The 22,441-nt window shown below is 70.8% G+C and carries 18 protein-coding genes; 8 read left to right on the forward strand and 10 right to left on the reverse strand.

Annotated elements, in window-relative coordinates:
- Positions 1 to 77: 77 nt before the first annotated feature.
- Complete coding sequence (moeB, locus tag OEB96_RS42445; RefSeq protein ID WP_266222673.1) at positions 78 to 1,256, reverse strand: molybdopterin-synthase adenylyltransferase MoeB; 1,179 nt, start codon at positions 1,254 to 1,256, stop codon at positions 78 to 80.
- Positions 1,257 to 1,548: 292 nt separating this feature from the next.
- Here moeB and OEB96_RS42450 point away from each other — a divergent pair, with 292 nt between their 5' ends.
- From OEB96_RS42450 to OEB96_RS42460, 3 genes are read left to right on the forward strand one after another with little or no spacing between them, the layout of a single operon-like run.
- Positions 1,549 to 2,568, forward strand: a complete 1,020-nt coding sequence (locus OEB96_RS42450; RefSeq protein ID WP_266222674.1) for an AAA family ATPase — start codon at positions 1,549 to 1,551, stop codon at positions 2,566 to 2,568.
- Positions 2,569 to 2,585: 17 nt separating this feature from the next.
- A complete protein-coding gene (locus tag OEB96_RS42455) occupies positions 2,586 to 3,644 on the forward strand; it encodes a DUF58 domain-containing protein (RefSeq protein ID WP_266222675.1) in 1,059 nt (352 codons plus the stop codon).
- Complete coding sequence (locus OEB96_RS42460) at positions 3,641 to 5,758, forward strand: BatA domain-containing protein (protein WP_266222676.1); 2,118 nt, start codon at positions 3,641 to 3,643, stop codon at positions 5,756 to 5,758. The genes OEB96_RS42455 and OEB96_RS42460 overlap by 4 nt, the downstream gene beginning before the upstream one ends.
- A gap of 83 nt (positions 5,759 to 5,841) precedes the next feature.
- On the opposite strand, the gene OEB96_RS42465 is transcribed toward OEB96_RS42460, so the two are convergent.
- From OEB96_RS42465 to nagZ, 5 genes are all read right to left on the reverse strand, one after another.
- Positions 5,842 to 6,417, reverse strand: a complete 576-nt coding sequence (locus tag OEB96_RS42465; RefSeq protein ID WP_266222677.1) for a hypothetical protein — start codon at positions 6,415 to 6,417, stop codon at positions 5,842 to 5,844.
- A 368-nt stretch (positions 6,418 to 6,785) separates the two neighbouring features.
- A complete protein-coding gene (locus tag OEB96_RS42470) occupies positions 6,786 to 7,691 on the reverse strand; it encodes a hypothetical protein (protein WP_266222678.1) in 906 nt (301 codons plus the stop codon).
- A gap of 271 nt (positions 7,692 to 7,962) precedes the next feature.
- Positions 7,963 to 8,496 (reverse strand): dihydrofolate reductase, encoded by a 534-nt coding sequence (locus tag OEB96_RS42475; RefSeq protein ID WP_266222679.1) that lies wholly within the window; start codon positions 8,494 to 8,496, stop codon positions 7,963 to 7,965.
- Between the two features lie 12 nt (positions 8,497 to 8,508).
- Positions 8,509 to 9,303, reverse strand: coding sequence for a thymidylate synthase (locus OEB96_RS42480; protein ID WP_266222680.1), 795 nt, complete (start codon positions 9,301 to 9,303; stop codon positions 8,509 to 8,511).
- A gap of 20 nt (positions 9,304 to 9,323) precedes the next feature.
- The gene (nagZ, locus tag OEB96_RS42485) at positions 9,324 to 10,478 is read right to left on the reverse strand and encodes a beta-N-acetylhexosaminidase (RefSeq protein ID WP_266222681.1); all 1,155 of its coding nucleotides are present in this window, start codon (positions 10,476 to 10,478) and stop codon (positions 9,324 to 9,326) included.
- A gap of 92 nt (positions 10,479 to 10,570) precedes the next feature.
- Between nagZ and OEB96_RS42490 the strand changes: the two genes are divergently transcribed.
- The 4 genes from OEB96_RS42490 (at position 10,571) to OEB96_RS42505 (ending at position 16,949) form a co-directional block, all read left to right on the forward strand.
- A complete protein-coding gene (locus tag OEB96_RS42490) occupies positions 10,571 to 11,743 on the forward strand; it encodes a vWA domain-containing protein (RefSeq protein ID WP_266222682.1) in 1,173 nt (390 codons plus the stop codon).
- Between the two features lie 242 nt (positions 11,744 to 11,985).
- Positions 11,986 to 14,007, forward strand: a complete 2,022-nt coding sequence (locus OEB96_RS42495) for a TIGR04551 family protein (protein WP_266222683.1) — start codon at positions 11,986 to 11,988, stop codon at positions 14,005 to 14,007.
- Positions 14,008 to 14,153: 146 nt separating this feature from the next.
- Positions 14,154 to 15,377 (forward strand): MFS transporter, encoded by a 1,224-nt coding sequence (locus OEB96_RS42500; protein ID WP_266222684.1) that lies wholly within the window; start codon positions 14,154 to 14,156, stop codon positions 15,375 to 15,377.
- A gap of 123 nt (positions 15,378 to 15,500) precedes the next feature.
- Complete coding sequence (locus OEB96_RS42505) at positions 15,501 to 16,949, forward strand: monooxygenase (RefSeq protein ID WP_266222685.1); 1,449 nt, start codon at positions 15,501 to 15,503, stop codon at positions 16,947 to 16,949.
- 41 nt (positions 16,950 to 16,990) lie between these two features.
- On the opposite strand, the gene OEB96_RS42510 is transcribed toward OEB96_RS42505, so the two are convergent.
- Positions 16,991 to 17,911: a LysR family transcriptional regulator gene (locus OEB96_RS42510; protein WP_266222686.1), complete on the reverse strand. Its 921-nt coding sequence runs from the start codon at positions 17,909 to 17,911 to the stop codon at positions 16,991 to 16,993.
- Positions 17,912 to 18,118: 207 nt separating this feature from the next.
- Complete coding sequence (locus OEB96_RS42515) at positions 18,119 to 19,042, reverse strand: LysR family transcriptional regulator (RefSeq protein ID WP_266222687.1); 924 nt, start codon at positions 19,040 to 19,042, stop codon at positions 18,119 to 18,121.
- A gap of 156 nt (positions 19,043 to 19,198) precedes the next feature.
- Here OEB96_RS42515 and radA point away from each other — a divergent pair, with 156 nt between their 5' ends.
- Positions 19,199 to 20,593, forward strand: coding sequence for a DNA repair protein RadA (gene radA, locus OEB96_RS42520; RefSeq protein WP_266222688.1), 1,395 nt, complete (start codon positions 19,199 to 19,201; stop codon positions 20,591 to 20,593).
- A gap of 7 nt (positions 20,594 to 20,600) precedes the next feature.
- Here the strand turns inward: radA and OEB96_RS42525 are convergent, their stop codons facing one another.
- Together OEB96_RS42525 and recA are read right to left on the reverse strand one after the other, a co-directional pair.
- The gene (locus OEB96_RS42525) at positions 20,601 to 21,191 is read right to left on the reverse strand and encodes a hypothetical protein (RefSeq protein WP_266222689.1); all 591 of its coding nucleotides are present in this window, start codon (positions 21,189 to 21,191) and stop codon (positions 20,601 to 20,603) included.
- An 86-nt stretch (positions 21,192 to 21,277) separates the two neighbouring features.
- Entirely contained in the window at positions 21,278 to 22,438 is a 1,161-nt protein-coding gene (gene recA, locus OEB96_RS42530) for a recombinase RecA (RefSeq protein WP_266222690.1), read from the reverse strand.
- Between the last annotated feature and the right edge of the window lie 3 nt (positions 22,439 to 22,441).

A 22,441-nucleotide genomic window follows, 5' to 3' on the forward strand; every position in this document is an offset into this window, starting at 1 on the left:
GCCCCAAGGCCGTCCGACTCCAGCATCCGGTCGCAACACGGGTGGCTGCCGCGAAGCTCCACGGACCCGGGCCGCTCTCACCCCCCGAGCGCACAGAACTGCTCGTAGTCGATGAGCTCGATCTCCGCAGGGTCCTTGCTGCACACCCGGCACTCGGAATCCTTGCGCAGCTTGAGCGTGCGGAACTTGGTGCCGAGCGCATCGAAGACCAGCAGCCGCCCGCTGAGCGTCTCGCCGACCCCCAGGATCAGCTTGATGGCCTCGGTGGCCTGCACCGTGCCCACCAGCCCCGGCAGCACGCCGAGCACCCCGGCCTCCTGGCAGCTCGGCGCCATGCCGGGCGGGGGCGGATCGGGGTAGAGGCAGCGGTAGCACGGCCCCGAGTCGGGCAGGAACGTGGTCATCTGCCCCTCGAAGCGGAAGATCGAGGCGTGGATCACCGGCTTGTGGAGCTTGAGCGCGGCGTCGTTCAGCAGGTATCGCGTGGGGAAGTTGTCGGCGCCGTCGATGATCACGTCGTAGCCCGCGATGATCTCGAGCACGTTCTCGCTGGTCAGCCGGGTCTGGTGGGCGACGACGTTCACGTCGGGGTTCAGCGCCTGCAGCGTCTTGCGAGCGCTCTCGACCTTGGGCATGCCCAGCCGCTCCATGTTGTGGAGGATCTGCCGCTGGAGGTTGCTCTCGTCGACCACGTCGTCGTCGACGATGCCGATGGTGCCCACGCCAGCGGCCGCGATGTAGAGGCTCGAGGGCGAGCCCAGGCCGCCCGCCCCCAGGAACAGCACCTTGGCGTCGAGCAGCTTGCCCTGGCCCACCTCGCCGACCTCGGGGAGCATGATGTGCCGGCTGTAGCGCTTGAGCTGCTCGGGGCTGAGGACCCGCGGGCGCTCGAACGCGTAGCCGGCGTTCTTCCACGCGCGAAAGCCCCCGGCCATCGAGGAGACCTTGCCGTAGCCGAGCTGCCCCAGCGCCTGCGCGGCGAGAGCGGAGCGCGTCCCGCCGGCGCAGTAGAGGATGATCTCGGTGTCGTGCTCGGGCACCGCGTCCTCGATCTTGATCTCGAGGAACCCCCGGGGAATCCACTGCGCACGCGGGACGAAGCCCTGCTCGTACTCGTCGCGCTCGCGCACGTCGATGAGCACCGGTGCGGACCCACCCGCGGGGGGACCATCGAGCACCCGCGCCTTGGTCTCCTCGACGGAGACCTCGTGGATCGAAGCCTTGACCTGGGTGAGCAGCTCGTTGAAGGTCGCCATGGATTCCTTGCTCCCGATTGTTCGACGATCTCCCGGGTTTATCGCGAGGACCGTCGGTGGTGCATCGCCGTTTCGCGCTGGAATGTGGCCCAAGGGCCCTCTTTCGTCAAACGCGCATTTTCCGTCTGAGGACCCGAGATCTCGGGGGGTTCGTCGCCGCCAGGGCGGCGGGACCCGCGTACTGGGAGATCGGGGAGACCTCGGCCCGGCCCACTCGAGCCTTCCCAACGTCGCCGCGGGTGGGCGTGTGACGCGGCCGGCTCCGCCGGGTATACCAGGCGGCACCGCGCTCGTGCCCGACTCCGCCACCGCCACTGCATCCGCCCCTCCCATCGACGACGAGGTCGCCCTGCGCGAGCTGGCCCGCGCGCGCGAGCGGTTGCTCGAGCAGGTCCACCACCGCATCGTGGGCCAGGCCGAGGTCATCGATCTCCTGCTGGTGTGCCTGTTCGGCGGCGGCCACGGCCTGTTCGTGGGCGTGCCCGGGCTCGCCAAGACCCTGCTGGTGAGCAGCCTGGCCGAGGCGCTGCACCTCGAGTTCTCGCGCATCCAGTTCACCCCCGATCTCATGCCCGCCGACATCACGGGCAGCGAGGTGCTCGAGGACGATCCCGGCACGGGTCGGCGGCGCTTTCGCTTCGTGCCGGGCCCGGTGTTCTGCAACCTGCTGCTGGCCGACGAGATCAACCGGACCCCGCCCAAGACCCAGGCGGCCCTGCTGCAATCGATGCAGGAGCGCCGGGTCACCGCGGGAGGGGGCACGTACGAGCTGCCGCCGCCGTTCCACGTGTTCGCCACGCAAAACCCCATCGAGCAGGAGGGCACCTATGCGCTGCCCGAGGCCCAGCTCGATCGCTTCATGCTGCAGATCGTGGTGCGCTACCCCGACGCCGAGGCGGAGCGCCAGATCGTGGCCATGGGCAGCCCGTCGACCGCGCCGCTCCAGCCGGTGCTGACGCCCGAGCAGCTCATCGCCCACCAGCAGCTGGTGCGCCGGATCCCCGTGCCGCCCTCGGTGGTCGATCACGTGGTGGCGATCCTGCGGGCGTCGCGGCCGAACGAGGCCGAGTGCCCGGGTGAGGTGCGAGGGCTCTTGCGGTGGGGCGCCGGACCACGCGCGGGTCAGCAGCTGTTGGTGGCCGCGCAGGCCCGAGCGGCGCTGCAGGGGCGCGCCGCGGTCACGGTGCACGACGTGCGGTCGCTGGCCGGACCGGTGCTCGAGCATCGGCTGGTGCGCAGCTTCACGGCCGAGAGTCGCGGCATCGGCAGCACCGAGATCATGACGAAGATCTTGGCGGCCGTGCCCGCCTGAGGGCGGGCGGAGCAACGGTGGCGGACCGCGAACGAGAGCCCGGGGGCCTTCCCCCGCCCCCGCGCCCGGCCGCCACGCCCGCCACCTCCGACGGGGGCGACGACGGCAATGCCCTCGGACGCCTGGTGCCGGCCCCGCTGCGCGAGCTGCTGCGCGCGCGCCCCTTGCTGGTACGGCGGCCGGTGTGGGGCCAGCGCCACGGCCGACACGCGGCCGCGCGCGCGGGCCTGGGCCTGGACTTCCGCGACCATCGAGCCTACGTGCCCGGAGACGATCCGCGACGCCTCGACTGGCGCGCGGTGGCCCGACGCGAGCGCCTGGTGCTGCGCCGCACCGAGAGCGAGGACGAGCTGTCGCTGGTGCTGGTGCTCGACGGCGGCGGCGGCATGGCCTACGGCGAAGGACCGCAGCAGAAGCTGGCCTACGCCCACGCGATCGCGGGCGGGCTGGCCTGGATGGCCCATCGCCAGGGCGATCCGGTGGGTCTTTCGCTGGGGCGCCAACAAGCGGTCGACGTGTCGCTCACCCGCCCCCGCAGCGGCCGCGAGCGGCTCTCCGCCCTGGCGCAGCGCCTGACCGAGGCCCCGCCGCTCGGGCGCTGCCCGTGGATCTCGCTGATGAACGAGGTCGCCCCCCGGCTGCCGCGACGCAGCCTGGTGGTGGTGCTCTCGGACCTGCTCGATCCCGGCATGCGCTCCGACGACGCCGACGAGGTGCAGGACGAGCTGCTGCGCGGCCTGGCCCAGCTGCGCGCGCGCCAGCACGACGTGGTGATCGTGCAGGTGCTGCACCCCGACGAGCTGACCTTTCCCTGGGCCGAGCGATCGATGCTGCGCTTCGAGGATCTCCGCGAGTTGCGAGCACCGCTCGAGGCCCCCGGCCGCAGCCTCCGCGACGAGTACCTGCGCCGACTCGCGGCGCACCTGCACGCGCTCGATGACCGCTGCGAGGCCGAGGGCCTGGTGCTCGTACGCGTGTCGACCGGGCAGCCGGTGCAAGACGCGTTCATGGGCATGCTGGCCCGGCTCGCGGGAGAGGCCGGGGCCGCGACGGTCGAGGTCGAGGTGCCCGCGTGACCCTGCTGGCCCCCGCGCTGCTGCTGGGCCTGCTGGGCCTCGCGGCGCCCGTGATCGCGCACCTGCTGGGGCGCGAGCCACCGCAGCCGATCCGCTTCGCGGCCATGCGGTTCCTCCACGCAACCGAGCGATCCTCGACCCAGCGCCGCGCGATCCAGGACTGGCCGCTGCTGATCGTGCGCTTGCTCCTGCTGGCGCTGCTGGTGGTGGTGCTCACCCGCCCCTCGAGCACCGAGCAGACGGGCGTGGCGGTGGTGGGCGAGCCCCACGATGCCGTGGTGCTGGTCGACGCCTCGCGCAGCATGGAGCTGCGGGTCGACGGCCGCTCGCTGCTCGAGCACGCCATCGACCAGGTCGACGGGCTGCTCGCGTCGCTGCCCCCCGGAAGCCGCGTGGGCCTTCTGACCACCGATCCCGATGGTCCCCGCGAGGAGCCCAGCGCCGACCCCGACGTGGTACGCGACGCTCTCGAGCGCTGGAAGACCGACGGCCACCCGCGCGCCGGAGCCTGGACGATGGCCGAAGCGCTGCCCGGTGCCACCGCGCTCTTGCAGCGGGTGGAAGGCGAGCGGCCGCGGGTGGTCTACGCGGTGGGCGATGCCACCGCGCGCGGCCTGGGGTCGCTGCCCAAGGCCGCCGAGGGCGGAGCGCTGGTGGTCCCGGTGCCCGCGATCGATGCCGAGCAGCCGCGTCCCGAGCACGTGGCGATCGAGCAGGCGCACTGGGAGCCGGCGCCCGAGCTCGACCCCCGCGCGATGCGAATCCAGGCCGCGCTGCGACGACACCCCGCATCGAGCCTCGACGACGCCGCCCCGGAGCGGCGCGTGCCCGTGGTGCTGCGCGTGGGCGACACCGAGCTGGCTCGCACCGAGGTGGTGCTCCCGTTCGGCGAGCTGGTCCCGGTGGAGTTCACCCATACCCTGTCGAGCGAGCAAGACCTCGCCCCGGCCGTGATCGCGCTCGACGTCCCCGACGATCCCATGCCCAGCGACGACACCCGCCACCTGTGGCTGGCCGCCGACGATGCGATCGAGGTGGTGGTGGTCAATGGCGATCCCAGCGAGCTGCGAGCCCACGACGAGGTGTGGTTCCTGAGCACCGCGGTGGGCGTGGGCGACGACGAGCAGCGCCTGCGGCTGCGCAGCCTCGCACCCGATCAGCTCGAGTCACGCGTACGCGAGCAGGGTCGGCAGGCATTTCGCGACGTGGACGTGCTGGTGCTGGCCAACCTCCGCGCACCATCCCCCGACGTCGCCCCCACCATCGTCGAGCAGGTGCACCGCGGCATGGGTCTTTGGATCACGGTGGGCGATCGCGTGCAGGCCGACGCCTACAATGCACGGCTGGGCGAGCTGCTGCCGCTGCGCATGCGCGAGGCGGTGCGGGTGGGCACGGCCCCCGGGCGCACCGAGGCCCGGGCCGAGGGCATGGCCCCCGCCGATCTCGCCCACCCTGCCTTTCGCGGTCTCCGAGGGGATCTGGGGCTCACGGGCACCCGGGCCCGTCGGGTGATGCTGCTCGAGCCGGACCCTCAGCGCGAGCACCAGATCGCGCTGTCGTTCACCAGCGGCGCCCCGGCGCTGCTCACCCGCGAGGTGGGAGTGGGTCGCGTGGCGCTCTTGACCACGTCGATCGATCGCGACTGGGCCGACCTCCCGCTGCGGCCGGGCTTCGTGCCGATGATCTCGAGCATGCTGGGATACCTCGCCAGCGCGGATGGTGGCGGAGGTACCGGTCAGCTCGTGGCCGGCGAGGTCCGCCACTTCCGAACCGAGCAAGCGATCACGATCACCACGCCCACCGGCCAGCAGCTGTCGCTGGCTCCCGATGACGAGGGGCAGGCCGTGCTCGAGGACACCTACGTCCCCGGACACTATCGAGTGGACATCGGCGACACCCAGAGCGTGCTCTCGGTCGCGGTGGATCCGGTGGAGAGCGATACGCAGTGGCAAGCGCTCGATCCCACGCCGCTGCAGGACGGCGAGCGTCGCCACGTGGCGGTGGCCGTTCCACGCTGGCGCGGGCTGTGGTGGCTCATCGGGCTGCTGCTGGCCGCCGAGGCCGTCTTGCGCTTGCGGTCGCGCTGGGGTGGCCAACCAGCCCGGCGCGGGTAGTCCAAACGACGACGAGGGCGCCCACCCAGCTCGGTGGTGCGCCCTCGTTCATGAGGCTCTCGCACGATTGGACGCGGACGGGATCAGCCCGTGCTGCCGGTGCCGGTTTCGGTTCCGCCCGCGGTTCCCTCGGACGAACCACCGGTGCTGGCGCTGCCCGTCTCGTCGGCCATGCCCGTGGTCGTGGGCGGCATGCCGGTCTCGTCGGCCGCTCCGGTGCTGCTGGTGCCCGAGGTGGGATCGACACACAGGCCCGAGAGGCAGGCGAGGCCCGGATCGCAGCCACCACCCTCGGTGCACTGACAGCCCTCGGTGCCCGCCGAGCAGCCCGCATCGACGCAGATGTCGGAGGCACACAGAAGGCCCGGGTCACACGCGCCCTCGGGCGTGCATGCACAGGCCTCGGTGCCCACCGGGCAGGTATCGGCCACGCAGATGTTCAAGTTGTTGTTGCAGAAGAACGGGTCGTTGCACTTGCCACCCGTGGTGCACTGACAACCTTCGGTCCCGATCTCACAGCCACCCGAGTCGTAGGACTCGTAGTCGTAGCCATCGCCGTCGGTCGAGAGGAAACAAGCCGTCGAGGCCACGGAGGCCGACAGGCCCATCGCGAGGGGTGCGACCAGGGCGAACACGAACGTCAAGGCGGAGCTTCTCATGATGGTTTCCAGACTAGAGGTGAAGATGGACGAGCACAAGCCGAGCGTGACGCTTTGTCGCGCGGAGGGAACGCCGCCGAGGGATGTAGCACGACCGGCCGCACGGAGCACCTTGCCAACGTCACTCGAGGGAAGAGGGAGTGACACGTGACACCAACTTCAGTGTTCCGTGATCGAAATCGGATCCAGCGACACCACCCCATCGCAAGACCCGGCATCGCAAACCCGGCCGATCACCCGGCGTCGCAAACCCGGCCGATCACCCGGCATCGCAAACCCGGCCGATCACCCGGTGGATGCCTCGGTCCCCTCGGGGATCCACGGGGGAGACTTCACGGGTCGGTCGTGCTCACGACCGGTGGAAACGATCAGAAGACCGACCAACCCAGGCCGACCTGCAAGCCCCACACGCGCATCGCTTCCTCGCCGCTCCATCCGTAGGGGCCGTCGAGGTTGATGTTGACGCGTCCCGAGGCGTAGACCGGACACTCGTTGGAGGTGCGCGTTCGCTCGCCGCGGATCCGACGACCGGTGCTGCGGCGACACAGGCTCACGTCGGCGAATGGGCTCACGCCCACCTGGGATCGATCGTCGGGATGACGGCCGTTCCACACCGCCATCAGCCGCATGCCGAGCCCCATCCATCGCGTGACGAGTCGAGCCTCGCCTGCGATCTGAGCCGCGAATGCGAGCCCGTCGGTGCGGTCCGCGCTGGGCAGCAATACGGCGACGCCACCATCGCCCCCCAGGACCCAGCGGCGCCCCAGCTGGGCGCGCACCTCGGCCGGGAGCACCAGCCCGAACGTCTTGGGGGTCCAGCTCCACGGGTCCCAGCCCACGCGACCGCCGAGCGCATAGTCGTAGGCCTCGTGCTCGGACGGGGTGCCCGCGTAGGCCGTGGGCAGCACGAACGAGAACCCCAGCTTGGCGTAGCGCCAGCGATCGCCGCGAGCGTCGACCACCCGACTCGCGCCAAAGCTCAGGTTGCTGGGCCGGGCGTCTTGCTGCCGTCCCTGCGGGCCGTTGCGAAACGTGGACACCGCTCCGAACCGCAGGTCGAGCTCGACCTCGGGCCGAGGACGCATGCCCAGGCGAACCTGGGGAGACACGGCGGCGACGTCCTGGTCCGGCCGACTCTCGGCGAAGATCCCCATCTCGGCGTCGCCCACCAACGTCGGCTCCTCCGGGGCAGGCTCGGCCTCCGCCTGCGCCCGCGAGACCGGTACCTGAGTGGCGCTCGCCTGCGCGGGGAGCGTGACGACGCCGATCGCCATCGCGCTTCCCAGACCAAGAGCCCACCATCCTCCGCGGCCCGACCCTCCACGACTGGTTGGGTTGACCGAAGAACGCAATGAGCGACGCATGGGCGAGCTTCCTGGCAAGAATGGGGCGAACGCCGGGCTCACACGCGGCGACCCCAGCTCACCCAGTATCGGCGTCGGGGCGGGCGCGCACAATAGCCGAGGGACCGACGCGCGATTATCGACCCCGCTCGAGCGCCATGAGCACCATGAGAGGGGGGGGCACGATGACAGGGGCCCGAGCCTAGGAAGCACGACCCGGGGAAGGGGGCGCCCGGCGCTCGAGGGTGCACAGCGCAAACGGCAGGGCGTGGCGGTCGTCGGCGGCGTGCTCCTCGCGCGCGGTCTCGGTCCACTGGTCGGAATCGAAGGCGGGGAACACCACGTCGCCCTCGACCTGCCCGTGCACCCGGGTGAGATAGAGGCGGTCGGCCAGGGGCAGCGCGTGGGCGTAGACCTCCGCGCCGCCGGCGACGAGCGCCTCGGTGTCGCCAGCCGCGCGCGCGCGGTCGAGCGCGCCGGACAGCTCGGCCTCGGCCACCACCCCCGGGATCTCCTCGAGGCGGCGCCGTGCCTCGGGGTCGCGGGTGAGCACCACGAGGGTGCGGCCCGGCAGGGGGCGCCCGATCGATTCCCAGGTCTTGCGGCCCATGATCACGTGGTGCCCCATGGTCACGCGCCGAAACCACCGCAGGTCGGCGGGCAGCCGCCACGGCAGATCGCCGTCGCGGCCGATCACCCCGTTGGTGGCCATGGCCACGATGATCCCGACCCGCATGCGCGTGAACTCCTAGACCGCCACCGGCGCCTTGATGGCAGGGTGCGGATCGTAGTCGAGCAGCTCGAAGTCCTCGTAGCGATACTCGAAGATGCTCGCCGGGCGGCGCTCGATGAGCATCGTGGGGCTCGGCCGGGGCTCCCGCTCCAGCTGGAGCCGCGCCTGCTCGAGGTGATTGACGTAGAGATGCGCGTCGCCGAGGGTGTGGACGAACTCCCCCGGCTCGAGCTCGGTGACGTGCGCGATCATCTGGGTGAGCAACGCGTACGAGGCGATGTTGAACGGCACGCCGAGGAACACGTCGGCGCTGCGCTGATAGAGCTGACACGAGAGGCGACCCCGCGCCACGTAGAACTGGAACAGGCAGTGGCAGGGCGCCAGCGCCATGCGATCGAGGTCGGCCACGTTCCAGGCGCTGACGAGGATCCGTCGCGAGTCGGGGTTCGCTTGGATCAGCTCCACGGCGCGCGCGATCTGATCGATGGAGCCGCCATCGCGATCGGGCCACGAGCGCCACTGGTGACCGTAGATCGGCCCCAGCTCGCCCTGGGCATCGGCCCACTCGTCCCAGATGCTCACCCCGTGCTCGCGCAGGTAGGCGACGTTGGTGTCACCGCGCAGGAACCACAGCAGCTCGTGGATGATCGAGCGCAGGTGCAGGCGCTTGGTGGTGACCATGGGGAAGCCGCGACCGAGATCGAAGCGGAGCTGCCGACCGAACACGCTCAGCGTGCCCGTACCCGTGCGATCGTCCTTGGGCACGCCGTGCTCGAGGATCTCCTCGAGCAGGTCGAGGTACTGGCGCATACGGGCGAGGCTAGCGCGACTCACCGGTCGCGGGCCAGGCGCTCGGCGAGCTCGCGGTGCTCGGGATAGGGCGGACCCGCGGGATCGGACGCAGCGGGCGCGGGGCCGATCCCCTCCGCCACCGCTCGATCGAGCGTGATGACGAGGCCCGATGGCGACGGCGCGTCGGCGCCAGCGACCGCCGCCGCGCTCGCAGCCGGGCGAGCTCCCGAGGCATAGCGCTGCTTGAGCGCCACCACCCGGGCCACCGCGCGCTCCACCAGGTTGTCGGGCGCTCGCTCGAGCCGCTGCAGCACCTCGTCGCGCAAGCCGGCGTCGCTGCACACCAGGATCGCGTCGACGCCGGCCTCGAGCGAGCCATGCACGAGCTGCTCGGGCCGAAAGTGATCGGCCACCGCCTTCATCTCGAGGTCGTCGGAGAACACCACCCCGTCGTAGCGCAGCTCCTCGCGCAGCAGCGCCATCACGTCGGGTGACAGCGTGGCGGGTCGCCTGGGATCGAGCGCCTCGAACACCACGTGAGCGGTCATGATGCTGGCCACGCCCGCCTCCACCGCGGCCGCGAACGGAGCGAGCTCGACCTCCCGCAGGCGATGGAGATCGTGGCGCACGCGCGGGAGCTGGAGATGGCTGTCGAGATCGGTGTCGCCATGGCCGGGGAAGTGCTTGGCGCACGCCGCCACCCCCCCCGCCTGCAGGCCCTCGATCACGGCGCACGCGTGGCGGATCACCCGCGCCGGCTCGCGCCCGAAGCTGCGGTCGCCGATCACGGGGTTTTGGGGGTTGGTGTCCACGTCGACCACCGGGGCGAAGTCGAGGTGGATCCGCAGCTCGGACAGCTCGCGGGCGAGGGCCTGCGCAAGTGCGCGGGTGGCCCGTGGCTCATCGCGATCGCCGAGCCGACGCATGGGCGGCCACTCGGTCCAGGGGTCGCGCAGACGCTGGACGCGGCCGCCCTCCTGGTCGATGGCCAGCAGCGGCGGCAGCTCGGGCGGGGCCGCCTCGTGGAGCGCATCGACCAGCGCGCGCAGCTGCGTGGGCGACTCGATGTTGCGGGAGAACAGCACCACCCCCCCCACCCGGCCCTGCCCGAGCAAGGCGGCGAGGTCCCGCGGGACCTCGGTGCCCGCAAAGCCCACGAACAACAGCTGGCCCGGCTGCCACCACGAGGTCATGGGGCGGAGCTTGCCATCATCGGCGGCGACCCGTCATCATCACCGGGTCACGGTCCCGGCCGTGATCGACACTGGCCGTGGGGGGAACGATCATGATGACGAAGACATGGATTCCGGTTGCGATGACCGTGCTCCTGCCCGCGCTGGCGTGCGGGGGGCCCGACGAGCGCGAGGACACCACCACCGTGACGGTGGGCGTGACCTTCAATCCCACCAACGACCCCACCGTGACGAGCACCGCGAGCGACAGCGACGACCCGGGCACCATGAGCGGCGGCACCAAGCTCGACGTGGGCAGCGTCGACACGGGCATGCTGGACGACAGTGGCGGGTGCGCCGAGGTCAGCGACACCGCCATGGTGGGCGTCCAGCCGGCCGACATCATCGTGGTGGTCGACAACTCGGGGAGCATGTCGGCCGAGGCGGGGTTCGTGCAGCAGCACATGAACACGTTCTCCAGCCAGATCTTCTTGGCCAACATCGACGCCCACGTGGTGTTGATCTCGGCCGACGACTCGGATGACGCCGGGATCTGCCTGGCGCAGCCGCTGGGCTCGGGCTCGTGCCCCAACGACACCAACCTGCCGGGCTACCTGCACATCGTCGACGGCGTGGGCAGCAACGCGGCGCTCCAGAAGATCATCCAGCACCACGCCACCTGGGCCCCCCAGATGCGGCCCACGGCCGCCAAGCACATCATCGTGGTGTCCGACGACGACTCGGACATGTCGGCCAGCGACTTCAACAACCAGTTCCTGGCCCTCGACCCGAGCCACGCGGGCTACAAGTTCCACGCGATCGCCTCGCCCGAGAACGAGATCCTCGCGTGCGTCCAGATGACCTCGTGCTGCCTGCTGGCGGCGGCGCTGTCCCAGGAGTACCTCGACCTGGTCGGGCTCACGGGCGGCGTGTTCGGCAACCTCTGCGAGCAGAACTTCGGGCCGATCTTCGATCAGGTCTCGATGCAGGTGGTGCAGGGGGCGTCGCTCGCGTGCGAGTACGACATTCCGCCGCCGCCCGACGGCGAGAGCTTCAACCCCGACGAGGTCAACGTGGAGTTCGACGACGGCGCGGGGGGCATCCTGCAGATCGGTCGCGTGGACGACCCGACGCAGTGTGCCGGCGTGACCGATGGCTGGTACTACGACGTCCCCGCGGCACCGACCAAGATCGTGGTCTGCCCGCAGACCTGCACCAAGATCCAAGGGTTCGCCAACGCCAGCGTGAGCATCAAGTTCGGCTGCGCCACCATTCCTGCGGGCTGACGGTGGCCCAGCGGGCTGATGGTGGTCTGCTGGGCTGATGGTGGCCTGCCCAGGCTGATGCCGGCCTGATGCCGGCCTGATGCCGGACTGATGCTGGCCTGGGGCCGATCGCCGAGCCCGGCCCCAGCGCCTGCCGTGAACAGGATCACACCGACCCCTTCGGTCGCGGCAAGCCATCCCAGGACCCCCGGGCCCAAGTTGACGCCCCGGTGGCGCGCTGTTAGCGTGCGACGCCTTTTTCGATGAGCGGCACCCCGTACCCACGCGGACGTCGACCCGCGTCGTATCGCCCCCTGCCCTTGCTCGTGCTGCTCTCCGCCGGCGTGATGCTGGGGATCACGCCCAGCGCAGCTGCGCAGCCCGGCCTGGGAGGACCCGGTGCCGGCGGTCCGGGAGCGGGACCGCCAGGTCAGCCCGGCCAGGGCAAGGACAAGAAGGAAGGGCCGGCCGAAGAGGCACCCAAGGACAAGCAGGCGCTGCGACCGATCGAAGAGGTGCCGGCCCAGCCCCCGAGCCGTCGCCGGGTGCAGCTGTTCGAGCTCGGCGGCTACCTGCGCATGCGAGGCGACTACTTCCACCGCCTCAACCTCGGCTTGGCCGATCGCGACTCCAACTTCGATCCGCTGCCGAACAAGTTCTTTCGGCCCCCGGCCGAGTCGGGTGAGGACCGCGAGGAGACCGGGCGCAGCGTGTTCCTCAACAACGACGCCGATTGCTTCACGCGGCTGACCGACGCGGGGGTCTCGCTCCAGCGCGCCACCAACCGCTGCCGCCGCCGCAACGGCTTCCCCAGCGCCAACCTGCGGCTGCGACTCGAGCCCACCCTGCACATCACCGACACGGTCAAGGTGCACAGCCAGGTGGATCTGCTCGACAACGTGGTGCTGGGCAGCACGCCCGACACCTACCGCTTCGACAATCCCGACGCCGATCTCGATCTGTTCACGCGCACGCAGGTGCCGCCGCAGGCCGGGGTCAACAGCCTCGAGGACAGCATCCAGGTCAAGCGCGCGTGGGGCCACATCCGCTTCGGCTTCGGGCTCGACCTGCAGTTCGGGCGCATGCCCTGGGAGTGGGGCATGGGCCTGGTGGCCAACGGCGGCAACGGCTACGCACGGGGCGAGCAGGCCGACATCGTGCGGCAGCTCGACAGCGACTACGGCGACTCGGTCGACTCGGTGCGCCTGGGGTTCGACTTCGGCAAGGATCGCCGGCGCACCCACACGCTGGCGGTCTCGTGGGACTGGGCGGCCAGCGGCGCCACCACGGCGCAGGTGCTCGGCTCCGAGTACGGCAACGCGCGGCTGGTGGGGCAGACGATCTCCGCGGAGAAGTTCGACAACGTCTACCAGTGGAGCGCCTCGCTCGAGCGGCGCGACGACCAGGACATGCTGCGACGCAAGCTGTCGCTGGGCTCGCCCGTGTTCAACTACGGGCTCAAGACCTGGATGCGCTACCAGGACGTGGACCAGGTCGAGGGCTCGGCCGCGGCCGCCGATGCCGGGCTGCTGCAGAACTCGCCGTACCACGAGCTGCTCGTGGCGCGCCGCGCCTTCGTGGTCACCCCCGACCTGTGGATGCGGGTCAACTGGCGCACGCTGCGGGTCGAGCTCGAGGCCGCCGGCAACTTCGGGCGCTTCAACGCGCTCGACGAGTCGCTGGCCGAGACGGCACAGGACGACTCGGGGATCTACGAGTCGGTCACCTCGTCGGATCTCGAGCGCAAGACCCTGGCCAACTTCGGCTACGCGCTCGAGTTCAAGTACGGCTTCTTCAAGGACCGCTTCCACATCGGCCTCGACCAGGGCATGGCGATGGGCGACGTGGCCAGCTCGCCCTACGCGCCCGATGCAGGCGCCGCGGTGGGCATCAACGACGACGACGACGTCATCAGCAACTTCCGCTTCAACCGCGCCTTCAACATCGACATGCTGCTGTTCCGGGAGATCCTGGGCACGGTGTCGAACGCGGCGTACTTCAAGCCCTGGGCGGCGTTCTACTTCTTCGACAGCTTCAGCGCGCGGGTCGACGTGGAGTACGCGCTGGCGGCCAACCGCCGGGCCACGCTGGGCAACAAGTACAGCTACGGCATCGAGCTCGACGGCGCGTTCCGCTACCACGACGTGCGCGAGCCGATCTTCTTCCAGGTGCAGTACGGCGTGCTGTTTCCGCTCGGTGCGTTCAACCGCGTCAGCGACACCAGCCCCACCGGCGACGCTCGCGCGGTGCAGACCGTGCAGGGGCAGCTCGGAATTCGCTTCTAGCCCCCCAACGACGGGGCACGGTGGCACATCCGGGCTTGGGCCGGTAACGTGCCCCCCGGTCGGTGACGATCGGGCACCATCATGATGATGCGGTCGCGAACGCCATTCGCCGGCACACCACGCCGGTCTTGGGCCCCCGGGGGAGCATGAACTCCGAGCGCAGCCCTGGTCGCGATCGCCTGGTGCTCCTGGCGCTGTGGCTGACCGTGCTGGCCTCGACCAGCCAGATCATGATCGTGGCGCCGATCCTGCCGCAGATCGGCGAGGAGCTGCACATCGCGCCCGCCCTGCGCGGCACCCTGGTCACCGGCTTCGCCCTCACGCTCTCGGTGTTCGCCTTGGTGGTGGGCCCGATCTCCGACCGGGTCGGTCGGCGCCCGATCCTGCTATGGGGCTCCGGAGCCCTGGCCGCGGCCTTGCTGCTGCACCCGCTGGCCACGGGCTACGCGAGCATGCTCACCGTGCGCATGCTCGCCGGGGTGGCGGCTGGCATCCTCACCGGCTCGGCGATCGCCTACATCGGCGACTACTTTCCCTACGATCGCCGCGGCTGGGCCAGCGGCTGGGTGATGAGCGGCTTCGCGGTCGGCCAGGTGCTCGGGGTGCCCGCCGGCACCGTGCTGGCCGATCGCTTCGGCTTCGGCGCCGCGTTCGTGCTGTTCGCGGTGCTCATGGGCGGGGCGTTCGTGCTCGTGCTGCTCGTGGTGCCGCAGCCATCGTCGATGTCGTCGGCCCAGGCTCGCAATCGTGCGCGCCTCACCGTGGGCACGGCCCTGCGCGGCTACATGGGCCTGCTCGGCCAGCGCCAGGTGCAGGGCGCGGCGCTGGCCTACGCCACCATGTTCTTCGCCGTCTCGTCGTTCGTGACCTACATGCCCACGTGGGCCGGGCAAGCGCTGGGCATGGACGCCGACGGGATCGCGCTGCTGTTCGTGGTGGGCGGGATCTCCAGCGTGCTCTTCGGGCCGCAGGCAGGTCGGCTCAGCGATCACTTCGGTCGCAAGCCGCTCATCATCGTCTCGTGCGTGGGCACGGCCGTGATGTTCGCGCTCACCACCGTGCTGGTCACCGCGCCCACGGCCGCCTATGTGCTGTTCTTCGTGGCCATGCTGCTGCTGGCGCTGCGACTGTCGCCGTTCCAGGCGCTGCTCACCGCGCTGGTGGGCGACGAGCAGCGCGGGGCCCTGATGAGCCTGGTCGTCGCGATCGGCCAGCTCGGCGGAGGCGTGGGAGCGGCGCTGGCCGGGCCCATCTATGCCGACGCGGGCTTCTTGGGCTGCACGCTCCTGGCCGCGGGGTCGATCCTGATCACGGGGCTGCTCGTGGCGGCCTGGATTCCCGAGCCGCGCAGCGACGCGGCTCCGGCGTGACGCGAAGGCGTCGCGAGCCTTGGAAGCCTCGGCCGCCAGCGTCGCGGGGAGCCCTGTTCACCCGGTGTCGAAATTCCGGCCACCCCAAGCGCGGCGTCGCTTGTCATGGTGTCGGGTAGCACCATGGCGACGTCAAGAACGACCCCCCGCGCTCCCCTGTCCCTCGGCCCTGCCTCGCTGTGCGCACTGCTGCTGCTCCCGACCGCCGCCTGCAAGGACGACGAGCCCGCCGCCGACGCGGGCACCGATGGCACCGGGGCCACCGACACCGACACCGACTCGGCCGATGGCACCGAGACGCTGCCCGACGATGCGCTGACCTGGTGGCGGGACATCGAGCCGATCGTGCGAGACAAGTGCGCCAACTGCCATCGCCCCGGCGAGGTGGCCCCGTTTCCGCTCGATACCTACGAGGACTTCGTGACCTACGGACCCGCGGCGATCTGGGCGATCGAACAAGACGTGATGCCCCCCTGGGGCCCCGACGATGCGTGCAACCAGTACGCCGACCCGCTGTCGCTGGAGCCCGAGCACAAGGACCAGCTGCTGGCCTACCTCGCCACCGACATGCCGCAGGGCGATCCCGAGGATGCACCGCCCGCCGATCCTCCGCCCCCCGAGCTCGTGCCCGACGTGATGCTCGAGATGCCGCAGAGCTACACGCCCGACGCCAGCACCCCCGACGACTATCGCTGCTTCCTCATCCCCATGCCGGAGGACATGACCGAGGAGCAATTCATGACCGGGTTCGAGGTCTACCCGGGCGAGCGAGCAATCGTGCACCACGTGATCGCCTTCCAGATCGACCCGGGCAACGAGGGCCCCTACGTCGACCTCGATGCCGCCGATCCCGAGGCGGGCTACACCTGCTTTGGCGGGCCCGGCATGCTCGATGGGAGCGCACGCTGGCTGGGTGCCTGGGTCCCCGGCGTGGGGGCGTCCATCGCCCCCGAGGGCGTGGGCCAGCGGATCCTCCCCGGCTCCACCATCGTGTTCCAGGTGCACTACAACACCGTGGGCAACGCCGGGCTCTCCGATCGCAGCGCGATCGGCCTGCGCCTGCAGCCCTCCGTGGACCGCCCGGCCGTGCTGATGCCGCTGGCCGACCTGGGATGGCTGACCGGCACCACCTCGATGCTGATCCCCGCAGGCGATGCCAACGTGACCCACGAGGCCACGATGGATCGCACGCACCCGGTGTTCCTCAACGGCGTGCTCCCGGGGATCGGCGCCCAGGCCGACGATGATTTGATCGTCTGGACCGCCGGGCTGCACATGCACCTGTTCGGCACGCGCGGTCGGCTGACGGTCCGCGACTCCGGTGGTGGCAACGAGCAGTGCATGCTCGACGTACCCGAGTGGGACTTCGACTGGCAGTCGTCGTATGCGCTCGCGCAGCCGATCACGTGGACCGCCGATCAGGAGCTGCACCTACAGTGCTGGTGGGACAACAGCGCGGAGAACCAGCCCGTCGTCGACGGGATCCAGCTCGACCCGGTCGATCGCAACTGGGGCGATGGCACGCTCGACGAGATGTGCCTGGGGATCTTGTACGTCTCGGCGGCCGAGTGAAGCTCGCGCGACGCAGGTCGCGGCGAGCGGTCACGCCGCGCTCACGCGGTGCCTCGCCGCTTCCCCCTCGCGAGCCCGGCGGCGAGCTCTCGCAGCAGCCTCGCCGCCGCCCGGCTCCGCGGAGTATCGGCTCGCGTCTCGGGCAAGAGCACCCATACGCCGATCCTTCGCCCCACCTCGTCGGCCATCACCGTCTCGAGCGCGTCGCCCATGCCCATCACCCCGGGTCCGAACCCGAGCGCGGCGTCGGGCACCCGCGCGATCCCCTGCCCCGTTGCCGCGAGCCCTCGCACCACGAGCACGTCGTTGCTCACCACGGCCGGCGACACCTCGAGCGTCGACCCGTCGCACAGCGGCCAGCGGCGCCCATCTTCTCCCGGCGGCCGCCAGCTCAGCAGCCGATGCTCGCACAGCGCCTCGAGCGACTGCGGCCGTCCGTGCTCCTCCAGGTACCTCCGGCTGGCCAGCAGCCGCTCCTGCACGTGGGTGAGGGCAAACGTCCGAAACGGCCCCTTCGGCACCGCCGGTCCGAAGTGCACGATCACATCGGCGTCGGGATCGGGATCATCGCAAGGATCTCCCGTCACCTCCGCCGCGATCTCCAGCTCGGGATGCCGTCGCGCGAGCTGGGAGGTGAGCGCCATCGCCAGCTGCGGCGGAAACCCGACCGCCGCGCACAGGCGCAGCCGCCCGAGCACGCGGTCTCCGTCGTGCGCGGCCGACTGGGCCAGTGCCTCCGCATCGGCAAGCAGCCGCCGCGCCCCTTCGGCCAGCTCGCGCCCGACCTCGGTGGGCAGCACCCCCCGAGACGTGCGCACCAGCAGCTCGCGTCCCAGCCCCTCCTCGAGCGCCGAGATCCTCGAGTGCAGCGTGGTTCGCGAGATCCTCATCGCCTTGCTCGCGGTGAGCAACGAGCCGTGCTCGACCACCCCCACGAACGCTCGCAATTGCTCGAGTTCCATCGCCGCTCGCCTGCCTGCTCCCAGTCCGGGATGCCATGCACATCGCCCCGCGGCACTGGCGAACGACCGCCACCCCTGGCAAGAATCGCGACAGCAAGTGGCGAAATCCTGATCATCGCCCGAAGAACGCCGATCCGGCGCGCGCGCGACCTCGAAGCGCGAGCCGCCGAGCGGGGCGTACGGGCGCGCGACGGCCTGGGCCTGCGCTCATGCGTCGGTGCCGGCGCCCGCCCGCTTGCCGATGCCGGCGAGCACCGTCCCGTCGCCGAGGTCGCGGAAGAACTGCGCTGCGGCCCGGGTGCGGCGCAGCCTGGCGCGGTCCTCGAGCAGCACCGCACGGGCCGTCGCCTCCCAACCGACCAGCTCGGGGAGCACGACCTCCACATCGTCGCCGAACAGACCGTTCAGGCGCGGGTTGGCGGGCAACAGCGCAATGCCCTGCCCCGCGGCCACGAGCAAGCGAACCGTGTAGAGATTGGGACACGAAAACCACGGCTCGATGGGCAGCATGCCGCCGGTCAGCAGCGGCCACGAGGTCTCCTGGTTGGGGCCGCGCCAGTGGAGCAGCTCGTGCTCCACCAGCTCCTCGAGCGTCGACGGACGACCGCGGCGCTCGAGATAGGCCGGGCTCGCGAGCAGCCGCATGGGCGTTCGCATGAGCACGAAGGTCCGGTACGGTCCCTCGGGCGGCGGGGTACCGAACAGCACGTAGAGGTCGGCGCCGCTGCCGAGCTCCGCCACGGGATCGGGCGAGAACTCGAGGCGTAGCCGCAGCCCCGGGTACCGCTGGTGCAGCGCCATCGCGATCCCGCGCTGCAGCGGCGGCCCCGCCCCGAGGGGGAGCACGATGTGCACTTCCCCGATCAGCTCGTCGCCGGGCTCGGAGAGCCGCGTCTTGAGCCGCTCCGCGTCTCGCACCAGGGCGCGCGCCCCCGACTCGAGCAAGCGGCCGGCCTCCGTCACCTCGACGCCCCCCGAGCCGCGCACGAGCAAGGCCGAGCCCACGCTCTTCTCCAGCTCGTCGATGCGCGTGCGAAGGGTGGAGCGAGAGACCCCGCTTGCCTCGCTCGCCGCAATGAAGGATCCCGCCTCGAGGACGGTGATGAACGCGCGGAGCTCGTTGAGGGTCATTCCTCCCCGGCTCTCCGCCTGCGAGCGGCCGAGAGCCCCGACATTGTTGCATCGATGCCAAAGCGACGACAACGGAGCCTCCGTCGCTCGCGACCGCTTTCGCGCGCCCTTCTCCCCATGGCCCGCCGCCTCCAAGGCGTCGTAGAGTCCCCCTCCATGGCCAAGGCCAAGTCGTCCAAGCCCAAGCGTCAGTGGGTGTGCTCCGCGTGCGCGGCCGTCAGCTCGCAGTGGTTCGGCCAGTGCCCCGATTGTCGCGCGTGGAACACCCTCGAGGAGCAGATCGAGGCGCCGGTCGGCGATGGACGCGTCGTGCTGTCGCAGCGGCCCGCCGCGCCGATCCCCGTCACCCGGGCCGACGAGATCGACGAGGGCCCGCGTCGCAGCTGCGGCATCGGCGAGGTCGACCGGGTGCTGGGCGGTGGTCTGGTGCCCGGCAGCGTGGTGCTGGTGGGCGGGCCTCCGGGGATCGGCAAGTCGACCCTGCTGCTGCAGGTGAGCGCCGCGCTGGCCCGCTCGGTCGGCCCGGTGCTCTACGCCAGCGGTGAGGAATCGGTGGCGCAGGTCGCCGGCCGTGCCACCCGGCTCGAGGCCACCCACGAGCGGCTGCTGCTGCTGGCCGAGACCGTGGTGGAGTCCGTGCTGAGCGCGGCGCGAGGCCTGCGCCCCTCCCCCGCGGTGCTGGTCATCGACTCGATCCAGACGATCTACAGCGAGGCGCACCAGGGCCTGCCCGGCAACGTCACCCAGATCCGCGCCGTGAGCACGCAGCTGGTCAGCTACGCCAAGTCGGCCGGCGTCCCCGTGATCGTGGTGGGCCACGTGACCAAGGATGGACAGCTCGCCGGTCCCAAGCTGCTCGAGCACATGGTCGATGCGGTGGTGGCCTTCGAGGGTGACGAGGATCGCTCGACCCGCCTGCTTCGCGCGACCAAGAACCGCTTCGGCAGCACGCAGGAGCTCGGGGTGTTCGAGATGACCGGCCAGGGGTTGCGACCGATCGACAACCCCTCGGAGGCTCTGCTCGCCGAGCGACCCGCCGCGGCTCCGGGCTCGTGCGTGACGGCGAGCCTCGAGGGCTCGCGCCCGCTGCTGCTCGAGGTGCAGGCGCTGCTGGCCCAGAGCATGGGCGGCAGCCCGCGGCGCAATTGCGTGGGCGTCGATCCTTCGCGCCTGGCCATGCTGATGGCGGTGCTCGACCGCCACGGCGACATGTTCGTGCTCGACCAGGACGTGTTCATGAACGTGGCCGGCGGGCTGCGGCTGTTCGAGCCGGCGTCGGATCTCGCGGTGCTGATGGCCGTGGCCTCGAGCCACATGCGCCGACCGCTGCCGCCCGAGCTGGTCGCGGTGGGGGAGATCGGCCTGACCGGAGAGATCCGGCAGGCGACGCGGATCGAGCTGCGCCTGGCCGAGGCGGCGCGGCTGGGCTTTCGGCGCGCCCTGGTGGCCAAGCGCCGTGACCAGCGCAAGACCACGGGCGTGCCCGAGGGGCTCGAGCTGTGCGAGGTGAGCAACGTCCGCGAGGCGCTCGAGGTGGGGCTGGGGCGCTAGCGCGGAATCAGCTCGACCACAGGCAGCGATTGAACATGCCCCCCGGCCCCACTTGCTGGCACTCCATGCCGTCGGGGCACGTCGCTCCTCCCGAGCAATCGAGCAAGCACTGGTCGTTGCCCTGCCCCGCACACACGACCTCCGCGTTGCCGGTCGAGGGCTCGGGACAGTCCGAGTCCTCGTCGCAGGGGATCGTACACACCGTGAACTCGGGGGCCGCGGAGTCGTAGCACTCCTCGTAGGGCTTGGTGCACTCGGGGCCGCCATCGAGCACGCACGGGGGATACAAGGGATTTTCGCCGCCGGAGCTGCTCGACGAGCCGCTCGTGTCCGGGTCGGTCGTGCTTCCCGGACCGCTCGAGCCGTCGTCGAGCGGCGGCATGGTGTCGGAACCGCTGGTCGTCATGGACCCGGTCCCCACTCCCGTGGTGGTCATGGGCTCGGCGGTCGTGGTGGACGTGGTGCCGTCCCCGCTGCTCGAGCTCGCGCCCGAGGCCGGCCCGTCGAAGTCCGGGTTGGGCTCCTGGCACGCCGCGGCGAGCACCCACGCGGCCGCGAGCCCGAGTCGACCGAATCCCCCAACGAGGCCTTCCCGCATCACTGGCATCCCGTCGAGGATACCCAAGCTCGGTCCGAGGCTCGAATTGTGGGAGCAGCCGGCCGCCCTCGCACCACGCGGGCCGCTTACGCGCGCGCGCGCGCCCGGCCGTTGCTGCCACCCACCGGGTTCTTGCTCTTGGGCTTGGGCTCGGGCTTGGGCACCGCCTGCCCCACCTCGGCCTCGCTGGCCTCGCCCGCACCGGGGCCGTTGGCGGCCGGCGCACCGAGCCCGTGCTTCTTGAGGATGTCGGCCTCGATCCGCGCCGCGATCTCGGGATGCTCCTTGAGGAATTGCTTGGCGTTCTCGCGCCCCTGCCCCACTCGCTCGCCGCGGTACGACAGCCACGCCCCCGACTTGTCGACCACGTTCTGATCGACGCCCATGTCGACGAGCACGCCCTCGCGGCTGACGCCCTCGCCGTAGGTGATGTCGAACTCGACCTCGCGGAACGGCGGCGCGAGCTTGTTCTTGACCACCTTGACGCGGGTGCGGTTGCCGACCACGGCTTCGGAGGACTTGATCGCCCCGATGCGTCGGATGTCGAGGCGCATCGACGCGTAGAACTTGAGCGCGTTGCCGCCGGTGGTGGTCTCGGGGCTGCCGAACATCACACCGATCTTCATGCGCAGCTGGTTGATGAAGATCACGATCGTGCGGCTGCGGGAGATCGACCCGGTCAGCTTGCGCAGCGCCTGGCTCATCAGCCGTGCCTGCAGACCCACGTGGGAGTCGCCCATCTCGCCCTCGAGCTCGGCCTTGGGCGTGAGCGCAGCCACCGAGTCGACCACCACGATGTCCACCGCTCCCGAGCGCACGAGCATGTCGCAGATCTCGAGCGCCTGCTCCCCGTAGTCGGGCTGCGAGACCAGGAGGTCGTCGGTGCGCACGCCGATCTTGCGGGCGTAGCCCACGTCGAGCGCGTGCTCGGCATCGATGAAGGCGCACACGCCCCCGAGCTTCTGCGCCTCGGCCACCGCGTGCAGGGCCAGGGTGGTCTTGCCCGACGACTCCGGGCCGTAGATCTCGATGATGCGCCCGCGCGGCAGCCCCCCCACCCCGAGGGCGATGTCGAGACCCAGGCAGCCGGTGGGAATGACCTTGACCTCGCCGGTCGGCAGCTTGCCGTCGGCGTTCAGCCGCATGATGGAGCCCTTGCCGAACTGCTTCTCGATGGTGGCGAGCGCCAGGTCGATGGCCGTGTCGCGCTGCTTGGTGGGATCCTTGTCCTTGTCGTTCGATGCCATGGT

The sequence above is a fragment of the Paraliomyxa miuraensis genome (assembly GCF_026337845.1).
Lineage (GTDB): Bacteria > Myxococcota_A > Polyangia > Nannocystales > Nannocystaceae > Paraliomyxa > Paraliomyxa miuraensis.